The following is a 21,344-nucleotide window of genomic DNA, read 5'->3' on the forward strand; positions in this document are numbered from 1 at the left end:
GAGTTATATGTCTCAATCAATACCTTCAAAACAGTCTGTTGAATCCGATGTTAATCCCAGTCAGCAACCTCCTGAGCTTTATCAAAAAATAGCCACGTCACTCGGTTGCCATCAAGGGTTCGATATTCACGTGATTCAACGCTTGTGGGGCGGGTATGGCGAGTTAGTACGCTTAGTCTTCACAGATAGTAGTGATGCTGGATTCAACAGCGTTATCGTTAAACATGTCGCGTTGCCCGATAAAAGTGAACACCCGAAAGGATGGAACACTAAGCTGTCTCATCAGCGTAAAGTGTATTCCTATCAAGTAGAGACAGCGTGGTATCAATCGTTCACTCAACAATGGGATGAGCGCTGCCCCGTGCCTGTGGGTTTACAATGTGAATTAGCAGACAACGAATGGCTTATCGTGATGCAAGACTTAGCCGATAGCGGTTTCCCATTAACCTCTCAGTTTGATGTACTGGCCGCTTCTGATGAATCAACCTCAGGCGAGCAGCATCATGCTTATACGCCTGTTGAGGTTAAACAGCGAAATGCTTGCTTAAAATGGTTGGCTAACTTTCACGCAAAGCACATCAATGTTGATCAAGGGCAGTCGGCATCATTGTGGCCTGTCGGTACTTATTGGCATTTAGACACTCGTCCTGATGAGCTAAGTGCCTTAGCGGACTTACCTTTGAAACAACAAGCGCAACGTATCGATCGTTTATTGAAAGAGTGCCCGTATCCAACCTTAGTGCACGGCGATTCTAAGCTCGCGAACTTCTGTTTTGAGCCTGAAAGTGAAAACGCGGCTGCAGTCGATTTTCAATACGTTGGTCACGGTTGTGCAATGAAAGACGTTGCCTTGTTCATGAGCAGCGCGATTAGGCCTCGAGATTGCCAACAGTATGAAAATGAGGTGTTAGATACTTATTTCCAGCACTTGAAAGAGGCGCTTGCACACTATCAACCACAGCTCTCATTTGAAGACGTCGAACGCGCATGGCGACCACTGTTTTATGTTGCGTGGGCTGATTTCCAACGTTTCGTAAAAGGTTGGAGCCCAGAGCATTGGAAGATCAATCCTTATACTGAACAGCTGACTCAAGCGGTGGTTCAGCAGTTGGAAATGTCTAAGTAAGCTTCTTCAGTCAGCAGACCAAATAAAAACGCCCAATCACTGATTGGGCGTTTTTGATTATTGAACGACTCTCTAGTTTGTCAGGCTGTCTGGTTCCGCTGTACTGGCGGCTACAAGTTGATTAGCAAGTTTGAGCTTACTGTTAAAGCCTGCTTTGTCGATATCTCCCATGACTCGTGCTGGTTCTAACTCACCGCTAGCGGGTGAGTAAAAGAAAATGGCTGGTGGGCCGAACACGTTCTTATTGTTGAGCCATGCCATTTGTTCTGGCGAGCTTTCTGTCACATTTAGCTTAATGGTCTGCCACTCTTTGAGTTTTTGGCTGATTTGTTGGTCGTTGAACACGTTAGTTTCAATTACCTTACAAGAGACACACCAGTCTGCATAAAGGTCGACTAGTACCTTTTGATCAGCATTGGCTGCTGCTTGTAATTGCTGCTCCAAGTGAGTGACTGAATCGGTTTTCTCAAAAGACGTGATGGCCATAGGTTGTGCGGACTCTCGGTTCGCAAGCGGGTTGAGAGGATCGGAATTTCCTAGGAAATAACCCACAAATAGAATCAAGCCATAGCTCAGTGGCAATAGTGCAGAAAACTTACGAGTGCGTGCCCAGCCCGGTTGTGCCGCTTCTAACGCGCCGAAGTGTACACCCGTACCAATAGCAAGGAGCGCCCACAGGATCATAATGATTGATGGGTCTACGAAGCGGCTTAATAAGACGATAGCCACCGCGAGTAGCAGTACGCCAAATATTTGCTTAACCGATACCATCCAAGCGCCACTTCTTAACAGTAAGCGACCGCCACCAGCACCGATCGCGATAAGCGGAACACCCATGCCTAGAGCCATGACAAACAGGGTAGCACCACCAAACATCCAGTCTTGAGTGGTGGATACATAAAGCAATGCACCAGCTAGTGGCGCACTAACGCAAGGTGAAACCACTAGTGCAGATATCGCGCCCATCGCGAATACGCTAGCAATTTTACCGCCGCCCAACTTGTCTGAGCCACTGTTGAGTTTCTGCTGCAGTGCGGCAGGGAGTTGAAGCTCATAGAAACCGAACATAGCTAACGCTAGTAAAATGAACACGGCGGCAAAAATGCTGAGCAACCAAGGTTGTTGCATGGCTGCTTGTAAATTGATGCCTTTTGCTAATGTGGTGACCAGAATTCCCGTCATGGCATAACTGGTCGCCATACCCAGAACGTACGAGCTAGAAAGGGCTGCGCCTTTCTTGCCTGTCATCGCTTTTTCACCACCTATGATGCTGGCTAAGATAGGAATCATAGGCAGCACGCACGGCGTGAGAGACAGACCTAAGCCAAGCAAGAAGAAGACAAGCAGTGCCTGCAACTTACCGGCTTGAGAGAGAAACGATGACAAGCCATTGGTACCGTCACTGATCTTACCTAGCGTTTGAACCAAAGAGTTTGATGGCTTCTCAGAAGCGACGTCTGCCAATGCCTTGAGCGTAGGTAAATCCAACTCTAGTTTTTGTGGCAGGTAACAAAGCCCTTTGTCTGCACAGCCCTGATAGCGGACGGTGAGCTTGCCACTTCCGGTGTAAGGCACGGTAACGGTAAGTGGATCGTGAAATACCACTACATTGCCGAAGTTAGGGTCTTGCTTTTCTTCACCTGGCAGCGAGTATTGAGGAGCTAATGTCGATAATGAGGGCTCTTCTTTAAACGAGAAGCGAGATTGGTAAAGATAGTACCCCGAGTGTGTATCAAAGCGGATAACTGCGCCTTGGTCTGTGGCTTCCCATGTAACAGGGAAGGCTTCTTCAACCGGAAGAAACTCGTTGTCTTGAGCATGCAAAAAGCTGCTAAACAATAGAATTAACGTGAGTAGGTAGTTTTTCATGAATGCAAAAACTCCGTGCTTTGGTGAATGTGTAATTGATCGTCGATGTAAATAACGGCGCTTTCTTCCGGTACAGAAATGTTCGGGTTGAGCGTCAAGGAAGTGCTAAGTACACCCGCTTCTAAAGTGGAAGAAGCTATTGCCGTAACAGACAGAATCTTCTTTTCTACGTCTTGTTTCGACAAAATATGAGACGTTGCTTTATCGCCGAACTGCATTTGACGTTCACTGTGGGCTGATGTGGTCAGCGCCGCGTTGGTAATCGGAACGGCAAAAAAAGGTGTCTTGTTGTCTCTTGGATTCAGAACCGCAATGTTAAATGGCGAACCATCTGGCTTTGTACCTAATGCATAGATATCGCCGCCAAAATTCACCAACATTGAACTTGCACCAAGTCGCTTGCCTATCTTTACCGCTTGGTCGACCGCGTACTCTTTGATGACGCCACCAAAATCGAAGCGAGTGCGTGAATCAGGAACGTGTAGCCTTGTCCTTTTTCGAACGACAGCCCTTTGTCGTTCGACTGTTCCTTGTAGATCGCCCGTCTCTTCTAGACAAATTGCCCCTTTTAGCTCCCATGCCTGCTTGCCCAGCGCGGAAGAGAGGGCTTGAAAGGCATGGCTGTGTGACATCTTCGGTTTCTGCTGTAAAAGATGTTTGATGCTGCCAACGGTGGTATCAAACGTGTCGAATGTCAGTTGGCTTAATCGGTCGAGATGCTCAAAAACTTCCGCAGACTCTGAATCGAGTTCGACTTCACTGGTTGTACGCTGATTTATATGTCGCGTTAGCCATGAATCATCGCTGTAGAAGTTATATTTGTCTTCTAAGCGGTGTGTGTTCTGCTCTATCTCATCAGCGATGCTTTTTGCGTACGCCTTTGGGAAGTGGGTCAAATCAAGCGATAAGATCTGCACTTCACATGGTACTGTCATGGCATGGAAGCGATGGACAAAGGGCAGCTTAGAATTCATATGTTGCTCCAACCGCCCACCACTGCGCTTCAAACCCGTTGCTCTGTTCGTAGTAAGCCGCCAGCGCATTTAAACGCACGGTTTTATGGACCTTAACACTCGCGCCAAGCTCATAAGCATTCGCGGTGAAGTTACCTAGGCGAAGGTCAGAAGTTGCGTAACCTGTCGAGGCAAAAGAAGGGTCAGCGCTGCTAGGGTCGCGATAGAAATCTGCCGCATCTTGCGTATACCAGAAATAACCGGGTGCTAAGGTTAGCCACTCACTGACACGCCAAGATAATTTGCCGCCAATTTGGTGAGACATCACGCCCCAGTCATCAATGAACCATTTGTAACGTGGTCGGATTTTGATGCTATCGGACAGCGAGTAGAAGGCCTGAAGGTTAATACCGCCAGACAGTCGGGTATCTGGTCTAGAGTCTTGCCCCAAGAACACTTCGTCATCATCGATTTTGCCATCGTCATTAATGTCGACTTCGCGAAGAACCGTCAAATAGTGGTTGCTCAAGTAACCGCTACGGTAGCCAGCATAAGCGGTAAAAATGCTGTACAGATTTGGTGTAAAGGTTTGAGATAACCCCGCTTCTAAGCTGCCAGTGAAGATGTCTTCCCAGCTCTGGCTATTAGAAGAGCCAATAACGTATTTGCCAAATGCCTGAGTTTGGTCGAAAAGAGCAGATCCCCCTAGGCTGTAGGAACGGTTTTTAGCGCTATCGGCATAAATCAAACCTTTACCATTGATACCAATGCTCTCGTAGTCTTCTTCTTGAGATATATTGCCACCAAAGGTCCATTCATTACGCAGTCTGTCACGGTAGGTGGCACTCAAGCTGAGTGCTTTTCTTGTGTCTTCTAGGCCGACTTTCTGGACCTCATAACTGTCTCGGTAAGGATCGTAACCCGCACGGATGACTTCGTCAGTTTTGTCTTGAGCTTGCTGGGTTTTCAGGGCGCGATTTATTTTGTCGGCCTCCGAAGCTGTAGGCGTCGTAGGGCCCCATGCTGGAGAAGCACCTGAAACACTGTCGTAGCTTATTTCTGCGTTTAGGGTCCAATCTAAGCCGATACTTTTTTCAATCGAAACCATGGTGTCCTTGGCTGAAACTCTGTCGTCATACTCTTCATAGTTAAGGTAATGCACAGAGACATGATCTTCAGCTAATGCCACATTAGCCACTGCCGCTGCACTTAGCAGCGTAATTGGTAGTTTTTTCATTTTGTTCTTATTTTGTTTTTGAAGTACTGAATATTTTTTTATTGATTGAGTGTTTTTGTCGATTGAGTTTATTGGATCGATTTAATGGTTAGTTACAGCCGCAGCCGCCACCGCCAACACCGCTGCCACCCACAGAGCCCTGTTTGTAGGCAAAGACTTTTTCAGAGAAAACATCGAATTCTGGTACTGGACCGCCCGGTTTCATCTCTTTTTGAGCTAGCGTCCCTTTCTCCCAAGGCTTTACCGGCTCAATACCAAGAAATTCATCGACAAACGCTAACGCTGAAGGCTTGTTAGTCTCTTCTGGCTCTTTTTTTTTGATAACCAGCTGTTTTGCCTTTGGTGTAACCATGTCGATGTTGCGTCTAGTTGCGCTTTTGGTGGTTTGGTTTGAGTGCGTGCCGCCACTGGAGTAAACCGTGCCGGAAATGATCTCTTCTTCTACGATAGGGCCATCGCTATTAGTGCTGTTATTACTGGTTTGCTGTTCAACGGACTTTTTTCCTAAACCACTCAGGTCGAGTTCAAGAGCCGCGTTCGTGGTCATTGGAATAGCGAGCAATCCAACAAGAGTGGCTTTCATCAACATCACAACTGCACTCCCATTTTCACTAGGTCATCAGTAATGACGTCGCCAATGTTGTTGATTGCGCCAAAGCGAATCTTGATAACCTTGCCTTGGTAGATGTAATAAAGTGCAGGCATACCGATAGGTTTAAACTCTGCGATCAATGCTTGCTCTGGATCGTTGACTACTGGGAATTCCAATCCGAGTTGCCTTTGAAACTCAAGAGCAACTTCAACATCCTCATCGACATCAACACCTTTGAATGTCACGCCAGTGCCTTTGAGTTCTTTGTAGAGTTGGTTTACTTCTGGAAGTTCTTTACGGCAAGAAACGCACCACTCAGCAAAGAAGTCGACAATAGTGAGCTCCTCGTTGTTGAGTTGCAGTTTCTTGACAACGTCTTGCGATAAAGCATCGCCTTCTTGATAAGCCATTGCAGGTAAAGAAAGGCACAGCGCTAATAACGCTAGGGCTCGTGTAAACATGTATTTCTCCATATTGTTTTTAAATTTGTTTGTTTTAATTTCAGATGTTTTGAGTCACACGCTTTGTTTGAATTAGCGAGTGAGTTGGATGCTTGCTGAGTATTCAACCGCCAAAATGTCGGAAAAGTACTCGTTAAGTTGTGTCGTATTGGTGGCACTGAATACGCGTAAAGGATTTCCTGCACAGTTCTCGAATTGAGTAATTCGAGCTGGGCTGACGCCATAGCCGATGAAATTCATTTCAATGCCGTATTGCTTGATAGCCTTAGTGCAGAACCCAGCGTTTACGAGTTGATTGAACGCGTTTCCTTCGTCAGCGCCATCGGTGAATAACACCAGTTTTCTTCTAGTTTCGGCTACCGTGCTTACGTGTATTCCCCATGCTTGTTGCCAACTTGGGATAAGCTGCCTCACTCCCCATACCAAACCTTGATAAGAGCGAGTACCGCCATTTGCTTTCAGGCTGTTTATCGAGTTTTGGACGCGGGAAAAGACATTGGTCAAGGGCAGCATTGGTGACTCTTGATTACAGTCGCTTAACCACTTACTTGGCGGTGTAAACTTCACCGGTCGCTCTGAATGCAGCGTCGCGAGGTTATCTACGGTCAGCGCCGCAGAGAAATCGCCATTACGATAGCTAAGTCCATCGATACAGTAGATTCCGGCTCTTTCTTCGGATAACCAAGGCGGGCGATGTGTTGCCACTCCAGAATCGAAGGGAACGATCGAAATCCTTACTGAATCTAAATCGTTAGCGTTATTGCTCTGAGATTGAATTGTATTCAAGGCATTCGACAAAATAGATTTTAGTGACTGTATGTTTGAGCTCATGGAGCCAGATACGTCGAGTACCAATACCAGCTCTGTTGGAATCGTAGAGTGTTTGCTTTCAACCACCCCCTTAAAGCCACCACCTGTTGCAGTCACATTTTGGTCATAGCGTTCATAGCTGAAATGCGGTAGTAGCGGTGTAACGGAGTAACCTAGGCTAATTCGGCAGCCTTGGTTTTCTGGCGTTAATCCACTCACACCTTTCAATGTTGGGTGGTAGTAACTTTGGTATGCGCGCATCATTTTCGAAGTCGCCTCATCAGCAAAAGCACAAGCCAGTGCGGCAGAGTCAGCGGCTTGCGCAGCTCGATTAGAAACCATCACTTGCGCGCAGATCATCAGAGTGCCAACAGCGATAAATAGTGCAGGGAGCAGTAGTGCAAGAAAGGAAAGAGTGATGGAACCTTTTTGCTGCCGGGCTAGGCCGCTAAACATTGAGTTAACCATAGTGCTTACCTACCACTACTGATGAGCTTTTTAGGCTTTTTGGAAGATCAAGTCGTTCGTAGTCAAATGGTGTCTTTACGCATATGGTCAGTTGAATCAAAGTGGATGGTGTTCCATTCAATGCAGGATCACCGTTGCCTACAACAAGCATGTCCGTAAGGTCCTCAATAGGTGGGTCACTTTGGCAGTTGCTTCCTGCATAAAGATATTCGTATTCCCACGTCGAAGCAGCAGTATCAAAGACACGACTTTCAAGTAAAATCCCAATATCGCCGCGGGCAATACTACTCGGCAGATAACGTTCAGCGAGCACGAGTAATGGACCTTTCAGAGTCTCGGGTAAACCATTCTTCCCTTGCTCTGGTTTGAGTTGAGTTGAAGAAATCGCATTCACTAGGTTGTAAGTAACATTGTCTAACTGAGTCTGCATACTGAATAAGCGGTAGATAGCAACCAACCCCCACAGAATGAACATCATCGCGAGCACGACAAATGGGAACTCAACGGCGGCTGATCCCGCTTGTTTTTTGGTGTGTGTGTTATTAACCGTCATAACTCACCAATACCTTTTTTTCCAAGGTTGTTATGTTGCCGGTACGTTCTGAAAAATGGGTTGAAAGGCTGGGCAGCAGAGCGAATGAGGATGCGTAAGATACCGTGTACTCCCCTAATACTGCTTTGCTTATTGGTGTCGCCTTCTCGTTAACTAAGTCCGGTAGGTTTTCAACGTACAAAGGTTGCGACAACTTGATCTTGCTGCGATCGATCAGCGGGAACTTGTCGATAGTGTCGATGAAAACTTGATTTGATAAAGGGCCAACTGGTCTAGTTTTGACTTCTCGAGCACCTGCATTAACGGCGACATCGAAGATGATGTTGACCAGTAGCAGACGGCAGATGTCAAAGAACCCTAGTATCAGCAATAGAAACGGTAGGGTGATCATTAGAAACTCAACGCTATTCGCACCTTTCTGACGAGAGAGCATTATTGTTCTCCTCGCTTAGCGTGTGCGGCTAGGGCTTGGTAATACAAGCTATTGTTCGCGTATTCCGGTTGCGACAGATGCTCACGAGCGATCGCTTTCGCAGACTCGCTGTCACCAGAAAGCGCGTAAGCCAAAGCAAGGTTAAGCTGGAGTTTTACGCTCGCTTCACCTCTAACAAAGATCGGGTGCAGAATTCGAATCCCTTGCTCTGGTTTACCATCGAGTATCCAAGCCATAGCGAGGTTGTTTCTGTACTCGTTGCTTGAAGGCATTAAGCTAAGTGCATTTGAGTAACACTCTCTGGCTTTGGAATACTGCTTATTGAGCGAGTAACTGACTCCTAAGCTATTTTGAGCAACGTCATCGGAAGCTTCCAGTCGGACAGACTCTTCAAGAGCCGAGGTTGCTTGTTCAAGCTCTCCTAAAGCTAGCCATGAACGGCCTAACTCACGGTAAATCGCACTGGATTGATTAAGCTCGATAGCACGCTTTAAGTAATGCAGTGCTTCGTCATAACGACTGGCTTGATTGGCTGCGGAGCCCATCAACAGTAGTAACTGCGGGTCATTGGGTTTCGCTACCAACATTTTGTGATAGAGATCCATGGCGCTCTCAGGCTTGCCGTTCATTAGCGCAACTTCAGCTACTTTCATGTCCTCTACGTGCTCATTTTGTGTTTTGTTTGTTGATTGGCACCCTGTGAGTATCGTAAGTAGGCAACATAGAATGGTGTGTCTCATATTCCCCCCAATGTTTGCATTAAATTAAGCATAATTGGTGCAATGATAATGGCGACTACTGGCAACATAATGAAGACCACTAAAGGGAACGACATTTTTGCTGGTATTTTTCCGACCCACTCCTCCAGTTCGAGAAAGTAGTATTGACGGCTATCAGAAGCGATAAGCTTCAGAGCGTCAGCAAGCGGTGTACCGTATTGAAGTGCTTGATTCATCGTGGTGACGACATTGTTGATGTCAGGCAGTTGTATTCGTTTGTCTAAGTTGTTAAGTGCCGTTTGTGGTGAATCGAGAACCGATATCTCTGTCGCGGTTAACAGCCACTCGCGTGATAATGCAGGAGAGATCGAACGCATCTCTTCACCAACACAGCGGAATACGGATTCGAGTGTTAAACCTGATGCAACACAGATCACCATCAAATCAATTGCGTCAGGCACGACACGACTAATTTGCATTAGCACTTGGCTTACCCACCAATCGAGAATCCGATCGATAAGAATGCCGGTAACGATGGCGATGGCGATACATTCCGCTATTGAGTACACGTCCGACTCCGAGATTTGAGTCATGTGCCAAATCATGGCGCCAACGGTCATTAGGGTGAACCTTATTACGAGAAAATAAGTTTCTGCATTTGGTGACCTTAAACCAATTAGGGTTAGCTTTCGACGTCGAGATTCTTGACCCTGAAAGCCCCAATCGCTTGAGGTTGTTGAGTATTTATTAGAATAAGCAGAAACAGACATGAGCCTATTTTTGACGATATCTCGTTTAAATGAATAAAGGTGCGCAATCAGGGCCAGTAGTAGTCCTGTCCCTATCATCAATGAGGCAAAGTAGGTCATGAAGAGAACCTTTTATTGCGTGTTAAGGAGTTTAGAATCAAGGTGCCAAAACAGATGCTACTCAAAACGTAAATAAGTACATTTTGTCCCGATTCCGTATTGATCAATCGATCGGCCATTGTGGGTTCTATCCAAGCTATGCTTCCAATTAAGCCGATGGGTAATAGAGATAAAAATAGAGCAGTCATTCGAGGCTCAGAGGTTAAGCTCTTCACCTTTTTTCTCATCGCTCGGTTGTCATGCATCGTTCGACTCAGGCCTAGAAGAATGTCACGTAGTTGACCACCATTCGACTGATTGAGGATGAGAGCAACAGAGAAATAACGAAAGCTATGGTAAGGAAGGCGAATACACGCGTCCTCTAACGTGTCTCTTAAGCTAAGCCCAAGCGCCAAGTTGTCACGAATATATGAGAACTCACGACCGAGTAACCCCTGTTCATTTTGCGCGACTTGGTCGATAGCTTGAGGAACAGATAAGCCTGCAGAAACGGCTCTAGAAATTAAACCAAGCACACTGATAATACTTTTCTCGAATTCTTCTACTTGCAATTTACGGCGGTAGAAAACCAAAGCGAAGAAACACGTGAGCCATAAACCGGCAACAGCAATTACCTGGTAGTAAAGGGCTACCTTTGGCAAAAAAGCATGGCTTGCAATTGGAAAGCCAATCGCAGTAAGAATAATAAACCCCTTGTCTGAGTTGCAGAGTAAGGCATTGATTCTTCGAAATAGCGCATATAGTTTATTAGAACGTATATGGTCGTCTTTTTTTATCGAGATGCGAGATGCCTGTTGCTGACAGCTGACAAGCTGTAATCGTTTATTGACGTTGGCATGTCTCGCTCGACGCCTTAACAATAAGAGGCTTAGTAATGTGCTTAGTACTACTAGAACTAGGATCATACAACGTCGACCTCCATCGCAGTTCTTAGTTGTTTATCTAGCTGGTGGTGTCTGACTTTCTCGTTGAAGTGAGGGACACATCTAGCACTTTTGTAGCACCCTATAATGTTTCCTTGTTGATCCTCAGACAATGCATCAAAGGTAAAAAGGTCATGAGTAATGTATTGTTCGCTTTCAATACCCTGTACTTCTGTTATTGAAACAATACGCCTTTTCCCATCACGCATTCGCTCAACTTGGATTACGACATCAATGGTGTCAGCGATTTGGCGGCGTAGCGCGAAGAGCGGTAAAGTGGCTTGGCTCATCATCAACATGTTTTCCATTCGAACCAGAGCATCTGCCGCCGAGTTAGCGTGCAGTGTACACAGAGAACCATCGTGGCCTGTGTTCATCGCTTGCATCATCTCAAAGGCCTCATCACCACGAACTTCGCCTAAAATGATGCGATCTGGTCGCATACGCAATGCATTCCTGACCAATTCTCGCTGGGTAATCGGTGTTAAACCTTCTGCGTTGGCTGGGCGAGTTTCTGCACGTACTACATGTGGTTGTTGCAATCGCAGTTCAGCAGTGTCTTCAATGGTAATGATGCGTTCTTGAGGTGGAATGCTAAAAGACATCGCATTCAGCAATGTGGTTTTACCTGCGCCTGTGCCACCTGCAACAAGAACGTTAAGACGAGAGCGAACGATGATATCGATTAACTTAACCATGGATTTTGACATCGCTCCGAGGCCCTCTAACTGAGCCAATGAGAGTTTATTCTCATTGAATTTTCGGATTGAAATATAGGTCCCATCGAGCGCTAAGGGTGGAATCATCACATTGACACGACTGCCATCATCCAGTCTTGCATCGACTAATGGATTCGATTCATCAATTCGCCTACCCACCTTGCTCACGATACGTCGTGCTAAGTTGAGCAGCTGCTCTTCATTACGAAATTGAACCGTGGTTTTTTGCAGTTTGCCGGAACGTTCTACGTAAACTTCGCGGTAACCATTGACCATAATGTCTGTGACCGTTTGGTCTTCAATTAAAGGCTGAAGCGGTCCCAAACCTAGAAATTCATGCAGCAGTTGTTCTACAGAATGAGTCACATCACCGTGGCCTAATGGCAATTGCTTGGCGATCACTATTTCCGACACGAGTTCAGCAATTCGGGCCTCTAGAGCTGACGTACTTAAGCTAACTACAACCGATGGGTCGATGGCCTTGATAACCTCTTCGTGAATAACATGGTAGTGCTCACGTATGGAAGGTGTCGAGGTTACGCTAGATTGATTTATTCGTGCGCCACCGTTTACATCTTGTTCAATGACCTGAGGGTTCTGACCAAACATTATGCACCTCGCTTCCAAAAGCGGCGACTGCTCTGAGGCACTTCACCGGTGATCAACTCGATGAGAGAATTGAACGCAAGCTTAGCCTTTTTATTACCTTTGTGAGCAGGGTGTCCGAGTGATGAATTGCCTATAAAGTGGTTAGGTAAAAACGGAATGATAATATCGACTTTGACGCCCAATGATTTTTGTACGTCCTTTACAGAAATCATTGATGCAGAGTCTGACTTACAATGATTCAGGGTCACTATCGTCTGTGAAGAGGACGGCTCCTGTAATCGCTTGATAATTTGGCCAGCGTTGCGGATAGCCCCCAGTGTTGGTTCAACAACAATGACTCTTATATCGGCGCTTTTCAGCGCGTTGAAGCCAACTTGATCACGTAAGGAGTAAGTTGGGATATCCATTACCAGGTAGTCTGCTTTTTGTAGGCAAAACTGGGTAAATTGGTCCAAAGCACTCTTTTGTGGCCAAAATGGCGCGGCATCTAGAGGTAGATAGCCAGTAAAAAGAGTATGTTTTTCATCCACACTGATCCCGCAGCGCTCGAATACAAGTGGTTCAAGTCTTTCTGGATATTGTAAAAGCTCTATTAATGCTGGGTTCCCTTCAACATTGAGTAGTAGATCCAAATCGCCCATTGAAAAGTCGAGGTCTAGGCAAGCGACTTGCTTACCTAGTTCGGCCAGTTGTTGAGAAAGCGTTGCGGTAATAGTGCTGCTACCTGCGCCCCCTTTGGTACTGACAACCGAGATGACTTTTTCATTGCGTTTCCCGTTACTGTTTTGCAAGGCCGTAAAGGAAACGTGTTCTAAGTCTTGCGTCGTCACAGGAGGTACTAAGTAGTCACTCGCGCCTGATGCCAGCATGCCACGGTAAATGAAAATTTCATTGGATTGCCCAATCACAATAATTTGGCACCCTGTACGCTTAATTAAGCGTTGCACCGCCTGTTTCGATTCTGCTAACTCACAACTCATCACGTCGAGAAATACAGTTGTGATACCATGTTTTAGGACCTGTCGTACTACCTCATCCTCTTGATTGGAAGAGGTGATAATGTGGTTAATACCAAAGTCACTCAATGTCGCTTTAAGCGATAGGGTGTCGAGTTGCTCGGACGCAGCGATGAGTACCGTTAACTGGTGTACTTTATTCATAGCGAGCCCCCTAGCGTGTTCGTCGAAGAGCCATTAATTGTTTGTTGGTTTTGGGGTGGTGGAGCCAAGTAGTTATCGATACTAGAGACAGCTTTTTGTCCTTGAGTACCACTCATCGGTTGACCGACGATCAGATCTTTAGGGTTGGCTACCATTTGTGCAAGGGCATTGGCATTGGCACACCCAAAATTGCGCTGTGTGCGGTAGGCGTTGACTGTGGTTCTTGGCGTTTTACCCGCGTCACAGGCTGTGACTTTGGCGCGGTAAGACTCGACTAAAATGGTGATGTCGCCTTTACCTTCTGTAGCCTCGTCTGCTACCCAAATTTGTGATGGATAGAGGCCTGATTCGATCAGGTGAAGCCTTACTTTCTCTATCTGACTTTCACCTTTCGGCGTTGTTTTTGTTATTTTGACCATCAAGTTACTTAATGCACCTCGGCGAGATATGAAATCAGAAATATCCGCCTTTTCCTGATCTGACAGGGCTTTTCCTGAAAGCGTTAGAGAGAACTTGTTCGTAACCGACACCACATCGACCGATGGTTGCTGAGTGGTTGGCGTAGGTGCGCATCCCGCAAACATAAATAGGGCAGGGAGTAATAAGGATAATTTGTTCATGATGTCCTCAGTAATAGAACCCGTTGTCACCCAGCAAGCGAGGCTTCTGGTTGTCGGTGTATGTTTCTTGGTCGTGTGTTCTTTTACGCTGAATTCTCGGCAGTGCCAGAAGACGTTCAACATCGCTTAATGGAATGAGACCGTCGGTTGGTAGCTGCATAGAATCTGAACGAGTTGGTTGCACTAGATAAGCTGTGACAATGATGATTAACTCTGTTTCTCGGCGAGTGAATTCCGTCGAACGGAAGAGACTTCCTAGTACTGGTATCTCCGCGACAAGTGGTACTTTTTGTAATTGTTCAATGTCTTCAGACTTTAATAAGCCGCCTAAAGCGAAACTTTGCCCACTGGCTAGCTCGATGGTGGTAGAAGCACTGCGAGTAGTGAAAGAGGGAAAGTTAGCTCCTTGTATTACTTGCTGCCCGTCAATCGAGACATTACTGACTTCTGGGTTGACTTTTAGACTGATACGATTTTGGCTAAGCACTGTGGGGGTAAAGTTCAGTTTTACACCGAAGTCTTTGTACTCGATTTGAGTGGTATCAGCAGTAATCAATGGCAGTGGAACCTGTCCACCTACTAGAAATTCTGCATCTTCACCAGACATTGCCGTCAAGTTAGGTTCAGCTAGCACAGACATCATGCCGTTACTTGCTAATGCATCAACCAGTGTTGTGATGCTTGGTTTTCCCCAGCTACTGACATTAGGAAACTTTGCAAAGTAAAATTGTCCTACGCCTCCGGCGAGTGAGCCCCATTTGATTCCGAGTTTGTTGGAGACATTTCGAGAGACTTCGGCGATTTTTACTCGAATGTTGACTTGATTTGGCATGGTGACAACCAATTGATTAATCAGCTCCTCTTCTTTGGAGGAGGTAGGCTGACTTTGAGTTAGTGCACTGTCACTACTGTTATTTTTGTTTGTGTTCGAGCCTTCTTTCTGCTCAGTTTGGTTAACAATGGGAGACAGATACCCTTTCGCCAACGACACGATATTGTGCGCCATCATTGGGGAAGGAACACGGCCTTTTAACCACAGTTTGCCGCCTAAGGATTCTGCGTTAACTGACGCTTCTGGGAACTTGTTTTTCACCAATTCATTGAATTCGCGGCTGTTGTGAGTCACACGAATCTTATTGGTATAGATAACGCGTTCTTGCTCGTTCAAAACGGTGATGGTGGCGCTGCCAGCTCGTTTGCCAAATACCATCACCTTGGTGTTGGTTAAGGTTTGGTAATCCGCAATATGAGTGCTAGAGATGAAAATCGACTTCGCTTTTTCTGGCAGGCGAATCATTTTTGCCTCATTGATTGTCACATCAAGCGCAGATGCTGCTGATGCAAAAGAGAGGCAAAGGCTTGATAGCAGGAGAATCCCCCACCAACGACAGGTACTAGCCATTGTTATCAGCTCCGGTTTTATTATTTATCGTTTTGTTATCGGCTCTAAATTCCACCAGACCGACGTCAGGCAATATCTGAGTGGTGTCTGGAGAAATCACTTCTAGTGTGACTGAGTTTGCTTGTTGAACGTTAACTTGGGTGTCGTTTTGTCCACGCAGTGCGAGAGTGAGTTTTCCCAGTTGTTCAGCAAGCACGACTTGGTTGGCTTGCTCTGGGGTAACCTCTAGAGAAACGCTGCTGTTATCGGGAATGACCGCACCATAGGAGTCTCTCACCTTTTGGTAAGATTCTGCCGCTTGAGTGTTATTAAATGCCAAGACTCTAGCATTATGAACAATAGTGGTGACATATAGCCCTTGTGACGAATTACCGTAACGAAGCAGCTCACCATCTTTTGAGCCCAGAAGTAGGATATCGACTCGATCCCCTGGTTGGATGAAGCCTGAATTTGCTGTGATCTGGTCAACGGGGACGGAAATAGCGCGATAGCCGGGCTGCAGTTTAAAAGAGAGTGAGTAGCCTCCCTTTGGCTCAGTAATGTCTGCATGTGACAATACGGACCCTTCGACCAGCTTTGTTTGGGCAATACCAGACATAGAGTGGTCGGCTGAGATACTTTCTGGTGTCACATAGTCGATGTAATTCTCCAACTCACCTAAGGGAATGGCTTTCCACTGAAATGAATTTGGGGTGTAGTTCTGGCCTATGTCAATAGTACGAGATGGCACCAATACTTTAATGGTTTGCTGAGTGGTTGGCACTGAGACTTTTTCTGACGCGTTATTGCCTTGACTGAACAGTAAGACAGATAACGCGACTACTGAGCATAATAACGACAGCAACAGGAGCCGCTTGGCAGTCATGGTTATTCCTTTAATGTTATAAGTAGACGGGCTTATTCAGATTCTTGTGCTTTCTCTATTTTTTCGACCACTGTGCTATAGGCATCAGTGATCGCGTTTGTCAGTGTCCCATCTTTGCCACCAACCACAGACAGTAAGACTACAGACATCGCGGCAGCGAGAATGGCGTACTCAATCGCAGCCGCGCCGCGTTGCTTTTTTTTGTTCAACATGATGTTATTCCTTGCGTAATTCAGCCTCGGTAGAGGCTGATGGAGTTGATATTAAGATTAATTGCCAATATGTTGGCTTTATTCACCAGCAACCAGTCGATAAAGCTTTGAATTTGGGCTGTAGCCACCTTCTTTTTCATAAGAGCGTTCTGAAAATGTTGTGATATTTAAAGTCTTAAACTTACCGCTTTCAGCTGGGCTATTGGTTACATATTTATCATTTAGATTATTATGTTTAAAGACCGTAGTATTTAAGGGAAATAACCCGTAAAGCTGGTATTTGCTTGGAATACGCCAATCTTTCAAGCCGCACATCTGGTTGTTATTCCAAACTTTTATCTCCTGTTGAATCTGTTGGTATGTCTTTTTCAATTCATCTTTATTTACATCTTGAAATATTTGCCATGCTAAGCCGCTGATTGAGTCTTTAACACATATCGCATCGTTTCTGTTTGAAACGACTTTTCCCATCGCGTCCAGATATTCATAGTCTTTTAAAGCTACCTTTTCTTCACGAACCAATCGCGCTAACGTAATTTTCTGGTTAGTACTGTCTGTGCTTGTAAAGCTTGTTTCTTGGCTTTTGTTGATTGTCTTAAAATGTGCAGTGTGCATATTTGCATTGTCTTTTTGATCTTTGGACCAGTAATAAAATACTGTCCCATCATCAGTACGCATGTCATACTCTGGGTTCAAAGCTAAATGATGGGGGAATACCTCTATATTCAACGTCAGGTATTCGCTTTCTGGTTTTACTGGTTTTGACTTTAAAGACCACAGTTGAGTCAAACTTGGGACTGACCAATCTTTAAACCCACACATGCCTTCATCGGCATTGGTGGTTTCGAGAAGCCCGTCGCTCCCTAAAATGCTTGGTAATCCAGATGCGGAAGCATTGTAGAAGAGCTTGTCTTCGCCTTGTGGTAAGCCGTCTTTGAGTAACGTCCAAACTCTGCGTTTGCCTGGAATACGCTTGTCTTCAACGCATCGCCAACCTTGTGCATATGTGGTTGTCTTATCGAGGTAATGACCAAATTTATCGAGCTTGGCAAATCGTTCGTTATCGAATAACACCTCAGCCTCTGGTACCTTGTAACCTGAGTTCTTTAAACCGTCATTTGCTTCATCTTCAAATGTCGTAAGAACGCGAGATTTTAGCCTTTCCATTTGAAGAATAAGGTTGCGATACAGTGCTTTCAGCGTTTCATCATCAGAGTTTCTTATATGCTTATCTAGCGATTCAATGAAACTTTCTGCCTGCTCGTGCTCTTGCGCTAACATATACAATGCTTGATTGAGCGCTAAACTCGCTTCATGCATTGCCTTTGCCTCGCCCTCATTTTTTGACGCCCGAAGCGAATCGGCTTTTACATCTACCGTCGCGTTTTTTTGCTGAATTTTTGCCAGTTTCTGAGCAAACTCAGCGCCTTCTATCAGTGTTGCCAGTGTTTTAGTGTTTTGCTCTAGTTCATAGGTTTTTGCTATGAAATGGTTGAGGGCGTCTTCAAGTTCTTGGGTATCGTTAGTATTACCGCGTTGTTGAGCCAACTTGATATGCAACTCGTATTTTGCAATCTTTGAGTTGAAAAGATCAGAGCCACTTTTCCATTTCTCGGTTAAGCCCGACAGTGTCTCCAATTTTTCATTTGCCGCAAATTCTAACAAAGCGTAACTATTGTCTGTTTGGTTCTTACTAAACCAGTCCGTTAAGAAGGTTTTTGCCTCGTCTAAAACACCATCAACTCCATTTTTTTGTTCATTGAGTAACTCGTTGATTGTTTTGGGGGTGTTGTCTATTGTTACCGTCTCATTATTGATGAGGTTCAATAAGCCTTGGGTCGTGGGCAGCGTCCATGTTGTGTACACATAAGCAGTTGATGTACTATAAACCTCACCATTCTTCACTATGACGTAACTGCCATTGTCATTGGCCCAAGCACTCGTATTTCCATTCTCTATCAAGTAGCTGTCTAGATTGTTGGGTAGATTGGCACGACTCTGCTTTGAGAGTTCGATGGCTTGTTCCATTGTAGGAAGCTTCCAATCGTTGATACCGCAATTCTTTAACCCTCGAACTGTATTGGACACTTTGCCAACTTTTATATAATCCTGTTCCGTAGCCCAAAAAATCGGCTCACCTTTGCCCTCATTGTCATATTCAGCGATGCAATTGAAACTATCCCACTTATAACTCGGTCCATATGAAGTTTCTTTAAATTTTGCAGGGGTATTTAAATCTTGCATCGGAACAAATGTGATTGCGTAGAATTCACCGGTTTTATCTGTTGTTGCCCAAAGAGGTTCGCTCGCAGGGTTTTTAACGGTTTCTTTAGCATTTTCTTTTAACCTAATGGCTACCTTGTCTTTGTCATACGCTTCGGTGCCGATAAATTGTGGCTTCGATACAACGGGATGCCACGTTTTTCCTTGGTCGTTCGTGTATTCGTAGTGTTGAGGTAATTCGAAACTGATTTCTTGCCCCCCAATGGTGACTTTTTGCCAGTAATCCCAGTCATATCCATTGGTGAGGTTAGCTTTAGCCTCAGATTTGGGGTTAATGATCCTTGCTCCTACTCCCTTGGGTACCGGGATATCGAATACCTTGGTGAAGTCTTCCGTTGGCGAAGCTATCTCACCGCTAGCTCTGGCATGGCTAACACTTCTTGCTACGCGTAATTGGACATCTGTTGCGCTTCTCGCTTCGTTACCCACATGGAAGGGCATTGTCACTACTTTGGTCCATGTTGCCCCTGAATCGAGCGACACTTCATAATCCGCGGGGTTATACGGCTCAACGATGCTCCACTCAAGAGTGTTGTCGATATCATTTACAACCAGATTTTGTGGTGCAGCAGGTTTGAAAGTATAGGGTTTATCAGAGCAGAGCAGTTCGCCAGGAGGGTGCTGCTTTATCGCGTTTTCTTTTACTCGCACGCAGACCTGTCCGCTGGCAAAAGCTTTATTATCAACGAGCTGAGGATTACCGGTGACCGCATTAAAGTGAAGCCCTCGATCTAGTGAATACTCGTAGGAACTAACTTCTTCAAATGTTTCAACGGGCTGCCATTGGAATGTATCATTTGCGTCGTCAACCATTGGATTGGTTGGGGCGAGCGGTTGACTATCTGAATGGGTAAAAGCTGAATCGATCGTCAGTTCATATCCAGTCGGTCTCGCATTCGATGAGTTACTTTTCACACGAATCGAAATCGTACCCTCTGGGTATGATGCATTTTCGAGTATGAATGGAACTCCCGTTACATCCTGCCAGTCCTTATCAAGGCCAAGCTTTATCTCATAAAATGATGGGGCCTCGTAGCCATCTACCCAGAACCAATTGATCAGGTTGCTGTTGTCATTGGCAAAATCGAGTGTCGGTTGCTCTGGTTTTGGTGGTGTAACGGTCATTGGAGCGGTTGCCGCTCTGATGGAACCAGCTAGATGCCCAAGTGTACTATTTTCAGCAACTCGTACTTGTAAATGACCACTTGGTATGTCGAGGTCAGCGATATTCTGTGGCTTTTCTGTTGCCCGGATCCAGTTGGTTCCGTTGTCCAGTGAGTATTCATAAAGGCTTGGAGCATTGAAAGAATCGACAAAATCCCAATCAAATCGGTTTTTTGCATCATCTACGTAAATTTTATAAGGGGCCGCAGGCTCGGTTTTTAACGTATATGCTTCATTTGAAACTGCAATGTTTCCTGCTGGTGTGTTTCGTGTTTTCGAAGCGGCAACTCTTACCTGAACAGCCCCTTCTTTGAGCGCTTGGGATCCGACATGAATCGGTTTTCGGGTCACGGTTGCCCACGTATTTCCCGAGTCTAATGAGTATTTGTAATCTGAATTTTGGTTGAAACCACGGACAAATTGCCAGTTGAACGTATCAGATACATCATCTACTTCGATATGTTTAGGTGCAGGAGGAGCGATTAAGATTGCACCACTGCTGATATCCGATTGAGATATTGTAAGTTGGTCTTTGAACGCCTCACCAAGTTTTTTCAACGTGTTGTTTGTTCCAGGTGCACCATGTGAGAGTAAATCTGTTCGCGCTTTCAAGGCGACTAGATCCAGCGAAGCGAGTTTGTACATAGCGCCTTTACGAGCATTTATTTGATCTATGCCTGCCTCAATGGAAGCCTTTTGTGCTTCTTGAATGACGCGGGTTAAACCGCGAGCAAGCATATGTAATTCTTCGCTATTTGATGAGTTTGATGAGGCGTAATCACTGATAGCCAGTTGCTTCTCAACTCCTAGCTCTTGGGCAATCAATTGTGCCGCCATGTCAAAGCTGATCCCACTGCTTTGTGCGACGCTGGCGATGAGTGAGGTGACCGGGCTAACAACCGCGGAGTGTGTTTTTGGTATTTCAAGTGTGAATGTTAAATCTATGGTCTGGTTTGGCATATCCATGTCGATGGTTTGGTTTGCGATTGCCTCAACCAAGAGCGTCTGTTCTGAACTCTCATTATCAAGATTTAATTCAAAGTACCCATTGGAATCTGTTGTTGAGACATCTCCATCTCCGGAATCACACATAGCATTGTGGTTTTTATCTAAACAGACTTTCGCTTTGTGTAGGTAACCATCGAGAGCTACCCCTGACAGTTTTTCTGCATCTGCTTCTACGAACGATTGTGCCTGTTTTTCATCTGATCCTGCGCCACCACAAGCCATTAGCATTGTGGACATGAGCGAAACACCCACCAATGTGTATGGATTCCTTACCACTTGAACTCCAAAT

The 21,344-nt window shown here is 45.5% G+C and carries 19 protein-coding genes; 1 reads left to right on the forward strand and 18 read right to left on the reverse strand.

Annotated elements, in window-relative coordinates; genetic code table 11:
- Positions 1–7 precede the first annotated feature (7 nt).
- Positions 8–1,126 carry an oxidoreductase family protein gene (locus JC606_RS05170; RefSeq protein ID WP_137407137.1) on the forward strand — a complete coding sequence of 373 codons (1,119 nt, stop codon included), beginning with the start codon at positions 8–10 and terminating at the stop codon, positions 1,124–1,126.
- Between the two features lie 72 nt (positions 1,127–1,198).
- On the opposite strand, the gene dsbD is transcribed toward JC606_RS05170, so the two are convergent.
- The 18 genes from dsbD to JC606_RS05260 form a co-directional block, all read right to left on the reverse strand.
- Entirely contained in the window at positions 1,199–2,995 is a 1,797-nt protein-coding gene (gene dsbD / locus JC606_RS05175; protein WP_198778157.1) for a protein-disulfide reductase DsbD, read from the reverse strand.
- The gene (locus JC606_RS05180; RefSeq protein WP_198778158.1) at positions 2,992–3,969 is read right to left on the reverse strand and encodes an FAD:protein FMN transferase; all 978 of its coding nucleotides are present in this window, start codon (positions 3,967–3,969) and stop codon (positions 2,992–2,994) included. Before JC606_RS05180 ends, dsbD begins: the two co-directional genes overlap by 4 nt.
- Positions 3,959–5,185 (reverse strand): DUF3570 domain-containing protein, encoded by a 1,227-nt coding sequence (locus JC606_RS05185; protein WP_198778159.1) that lies wholly within the window; start codon positions 5,183–5,185, stop codon positions 3,959–3,961. Before JC606_RS05185 ends, JC606_RS05180 begins: the two co-directional genes overlap by 11 nt.
- Before the next feature lie 88 nt (positions 5,186–5,273).
- Positions 5,274–5,774, reverse strand: coding sequence for a DUF4266 domain-containing protein (locus tag JC606_RS05190; RefSeq protein ID WP_063522939.1), 501 nt, complete (start codon positions 5,772–5,774; stop codon positions 5,274–5,276).
- Positions 5,774–6,238 carry a TlpA family protein disulfide reductase gene (locus tag JC606_RS05195; protein ID WP_198778160.1) on the reverse strand — a complete coding sequence of 155 codons (465 nt, stop codon included), beginning with the start codon at positions 6,236–6,238 and terminating at the stop codon, positions 5,774–5,776. Before JC606_RS05195 ends, JC606_RS05190 begins: the two co-directional genes overlap by 1 nt.
- A gap of 72 nt (positions 6,239–6,310) precedes the next feature.
- On the reverse strand, positions 6,311–7,516 hold the full coding sequence (locus JC606_RS05200; protein ID WP_198778161.1) for a vWA domain-containing protein: 1,206 nt from the start codon (positions 7,514–7,516) through the stop codon (positions 6,311–6,313).
- A complete protein-coding gene (tadF, locus tag JC606_RS05205) occupies positions 7,509–8,069 on the reverse strand; it encodes a tight adherence pilus pseudopilin TadF (RefSeq protein WP_137407143.1) in 561 nt (186 codons plus the stop codon). The genes JC606_RS05200 and tadF overlap by 8 nt, the downstream gene beginning before the upstream one ends.
- On the reverse strand, positions 8,059–8,502 hold the full coding sequence (locus tag JC606_RS05210; RefSeq protein ID WP_198778162.1) for a TadE/TadG family type IV pilus assembly protein: 444 nt from the start codon (positions 8,500–8,502) through the stop codon (positions 8,059–8,061). The genes tadF and JC606_RS05210 overlap by 11 nt, the downstream gene beginning before the upstream one ends.
- Entirely contained in the window at positions 8,502–9,242 is a 741-nt protein-coding gene (locus JC606_RS05215; protein WP_198778163.1) for a tetratricopeptide repeat protein, read from the reverse strand. The genes JC606_RS05210 and JC606_RS05215 overlap by 1 nt, the downstream gene beginning before the upstream one ends.
- On the reverse strand, positions 9,239–10,090 hold the full coding sequence (locus JC606_RS05220; protein WP_198778164.1) for a type II secretion system F family protein: 852 nt from the start codon (positions 10,088–10,090) through the stop codon (positions 9,239–9,241). Before JC606_RS05220 ends, JC606_RS05215 begins: the two co-directional genes overlap by 4 nt.
- Positions 10,087–10,995, reverse strand: coding sequence for a type II secretion system F family protein (locus JC606_RS05225; protein ID WP_198778165.1), 909 nt, complete (start codon positions 10,993–10,995; stop codon positions 10,087–10,089). The genes JC606_RS05220 and JC606_RS05225 overlap by 4 nt, the downstream gene beginning before the upstream one ends.
- Positions 10,992–12,341: a CpaF family protein gene (locus JC606_RS05230; RefSeq protein ID WP_198778166.1), complete on the reverse strand. Its 1,350-nt coding sequence runs from the start codon at positions 12,339–12,341 to the stop codon at positions 10,992–10,994. Before JC606_RS05230 ends, JC606_RS05225 begins: the two co-directional genes overlap by 4 nt.
- A complete protein-coding gene (locus tag JC606_RS05235; protein ID WP_198778167.1) occupies positions 12,341–13,501 on the reverse strand; it encodes a P-loop NTPase in 1,161 nt (386 codons plus the stop codon). The genes JC606_RS05230 and JC606_RS05235 overlap by 1 nt, the downstream gene beginning before the upstream one ends.
- On the reverse strand, positions 13,498–14,121 hold the full coding sequence (locus tag JC606_RS05240) for a CpaD family pilus assembly lipoprotein (protein WP_137407150.1): 624 nt from the start codon (positions 14,119–14,121) through the stop codon (positions 13,498–13,500). Before JC606_RS05240 ends, JC606_RS05235 begins: the two co-directional genes overlap by 4 nt.
- Positions 14,122–14,128: 7 nt before the next feature.
- Complete coding sequence (locus JC606_RS05245; RefSeq protein ID WP_004740723.1) at positions 14,129–15,523, reverse strand: type II and III secretion system protein family protein; 1,395 nt, start codon at positions 15,521–15,523, stop codon at positions 14,129–14,131.
- Entirely contained in the window at positions 15,516–16,388 is an 873-nt protein-coding gene (gene cpaB / locus JC606_RS05250; RefSeq protein ID WP_198778168.1) for a Flp pilus assembly protein CpaB, read from the reverse strand. Before cpaB ends, JC606_RS05245 begins: the two co-directional genes overlap by 8 nt.
- 32 nt (positions 16,389–16,420) lie before the next feature.
- Complete coding sequence (locus JC606_RS05255; protein ID WP_004740725.1) at positions 16,421–16,600, reverse strand: Flp family type IVb pilin; 180 nt, start codon at positions 16,598–16,600, stop codon at positions 16,421–16,423.
- Positions 16,601–16,678: 78 nt separating this feature from the next.
- The gene (locus JC606_RS05260; RefSeq protein WP_233090105.1) at positions 16,679–21,292 is read right to left on the reverse strand and encodes a DUF1566 domain-containing protein; all 4,614 of its coding nucleotides are present in this window, start codon (positions 21,290–21,292) and stop codon (positions 16,679–16,681) included.
- Between the last annotated feature and the right edge of the window lie 52 nt (positions 21,293–21,344).

It is taken from the genome of Vibrio sp. IB15 (genome assembly GCF_016406055.1).
GTDB lineage: Bacteria > Pseudomonadota > Gammaproteobacteria > Enterobacterales > Vibrionaceae > Vibrio > Vibrio chagasii.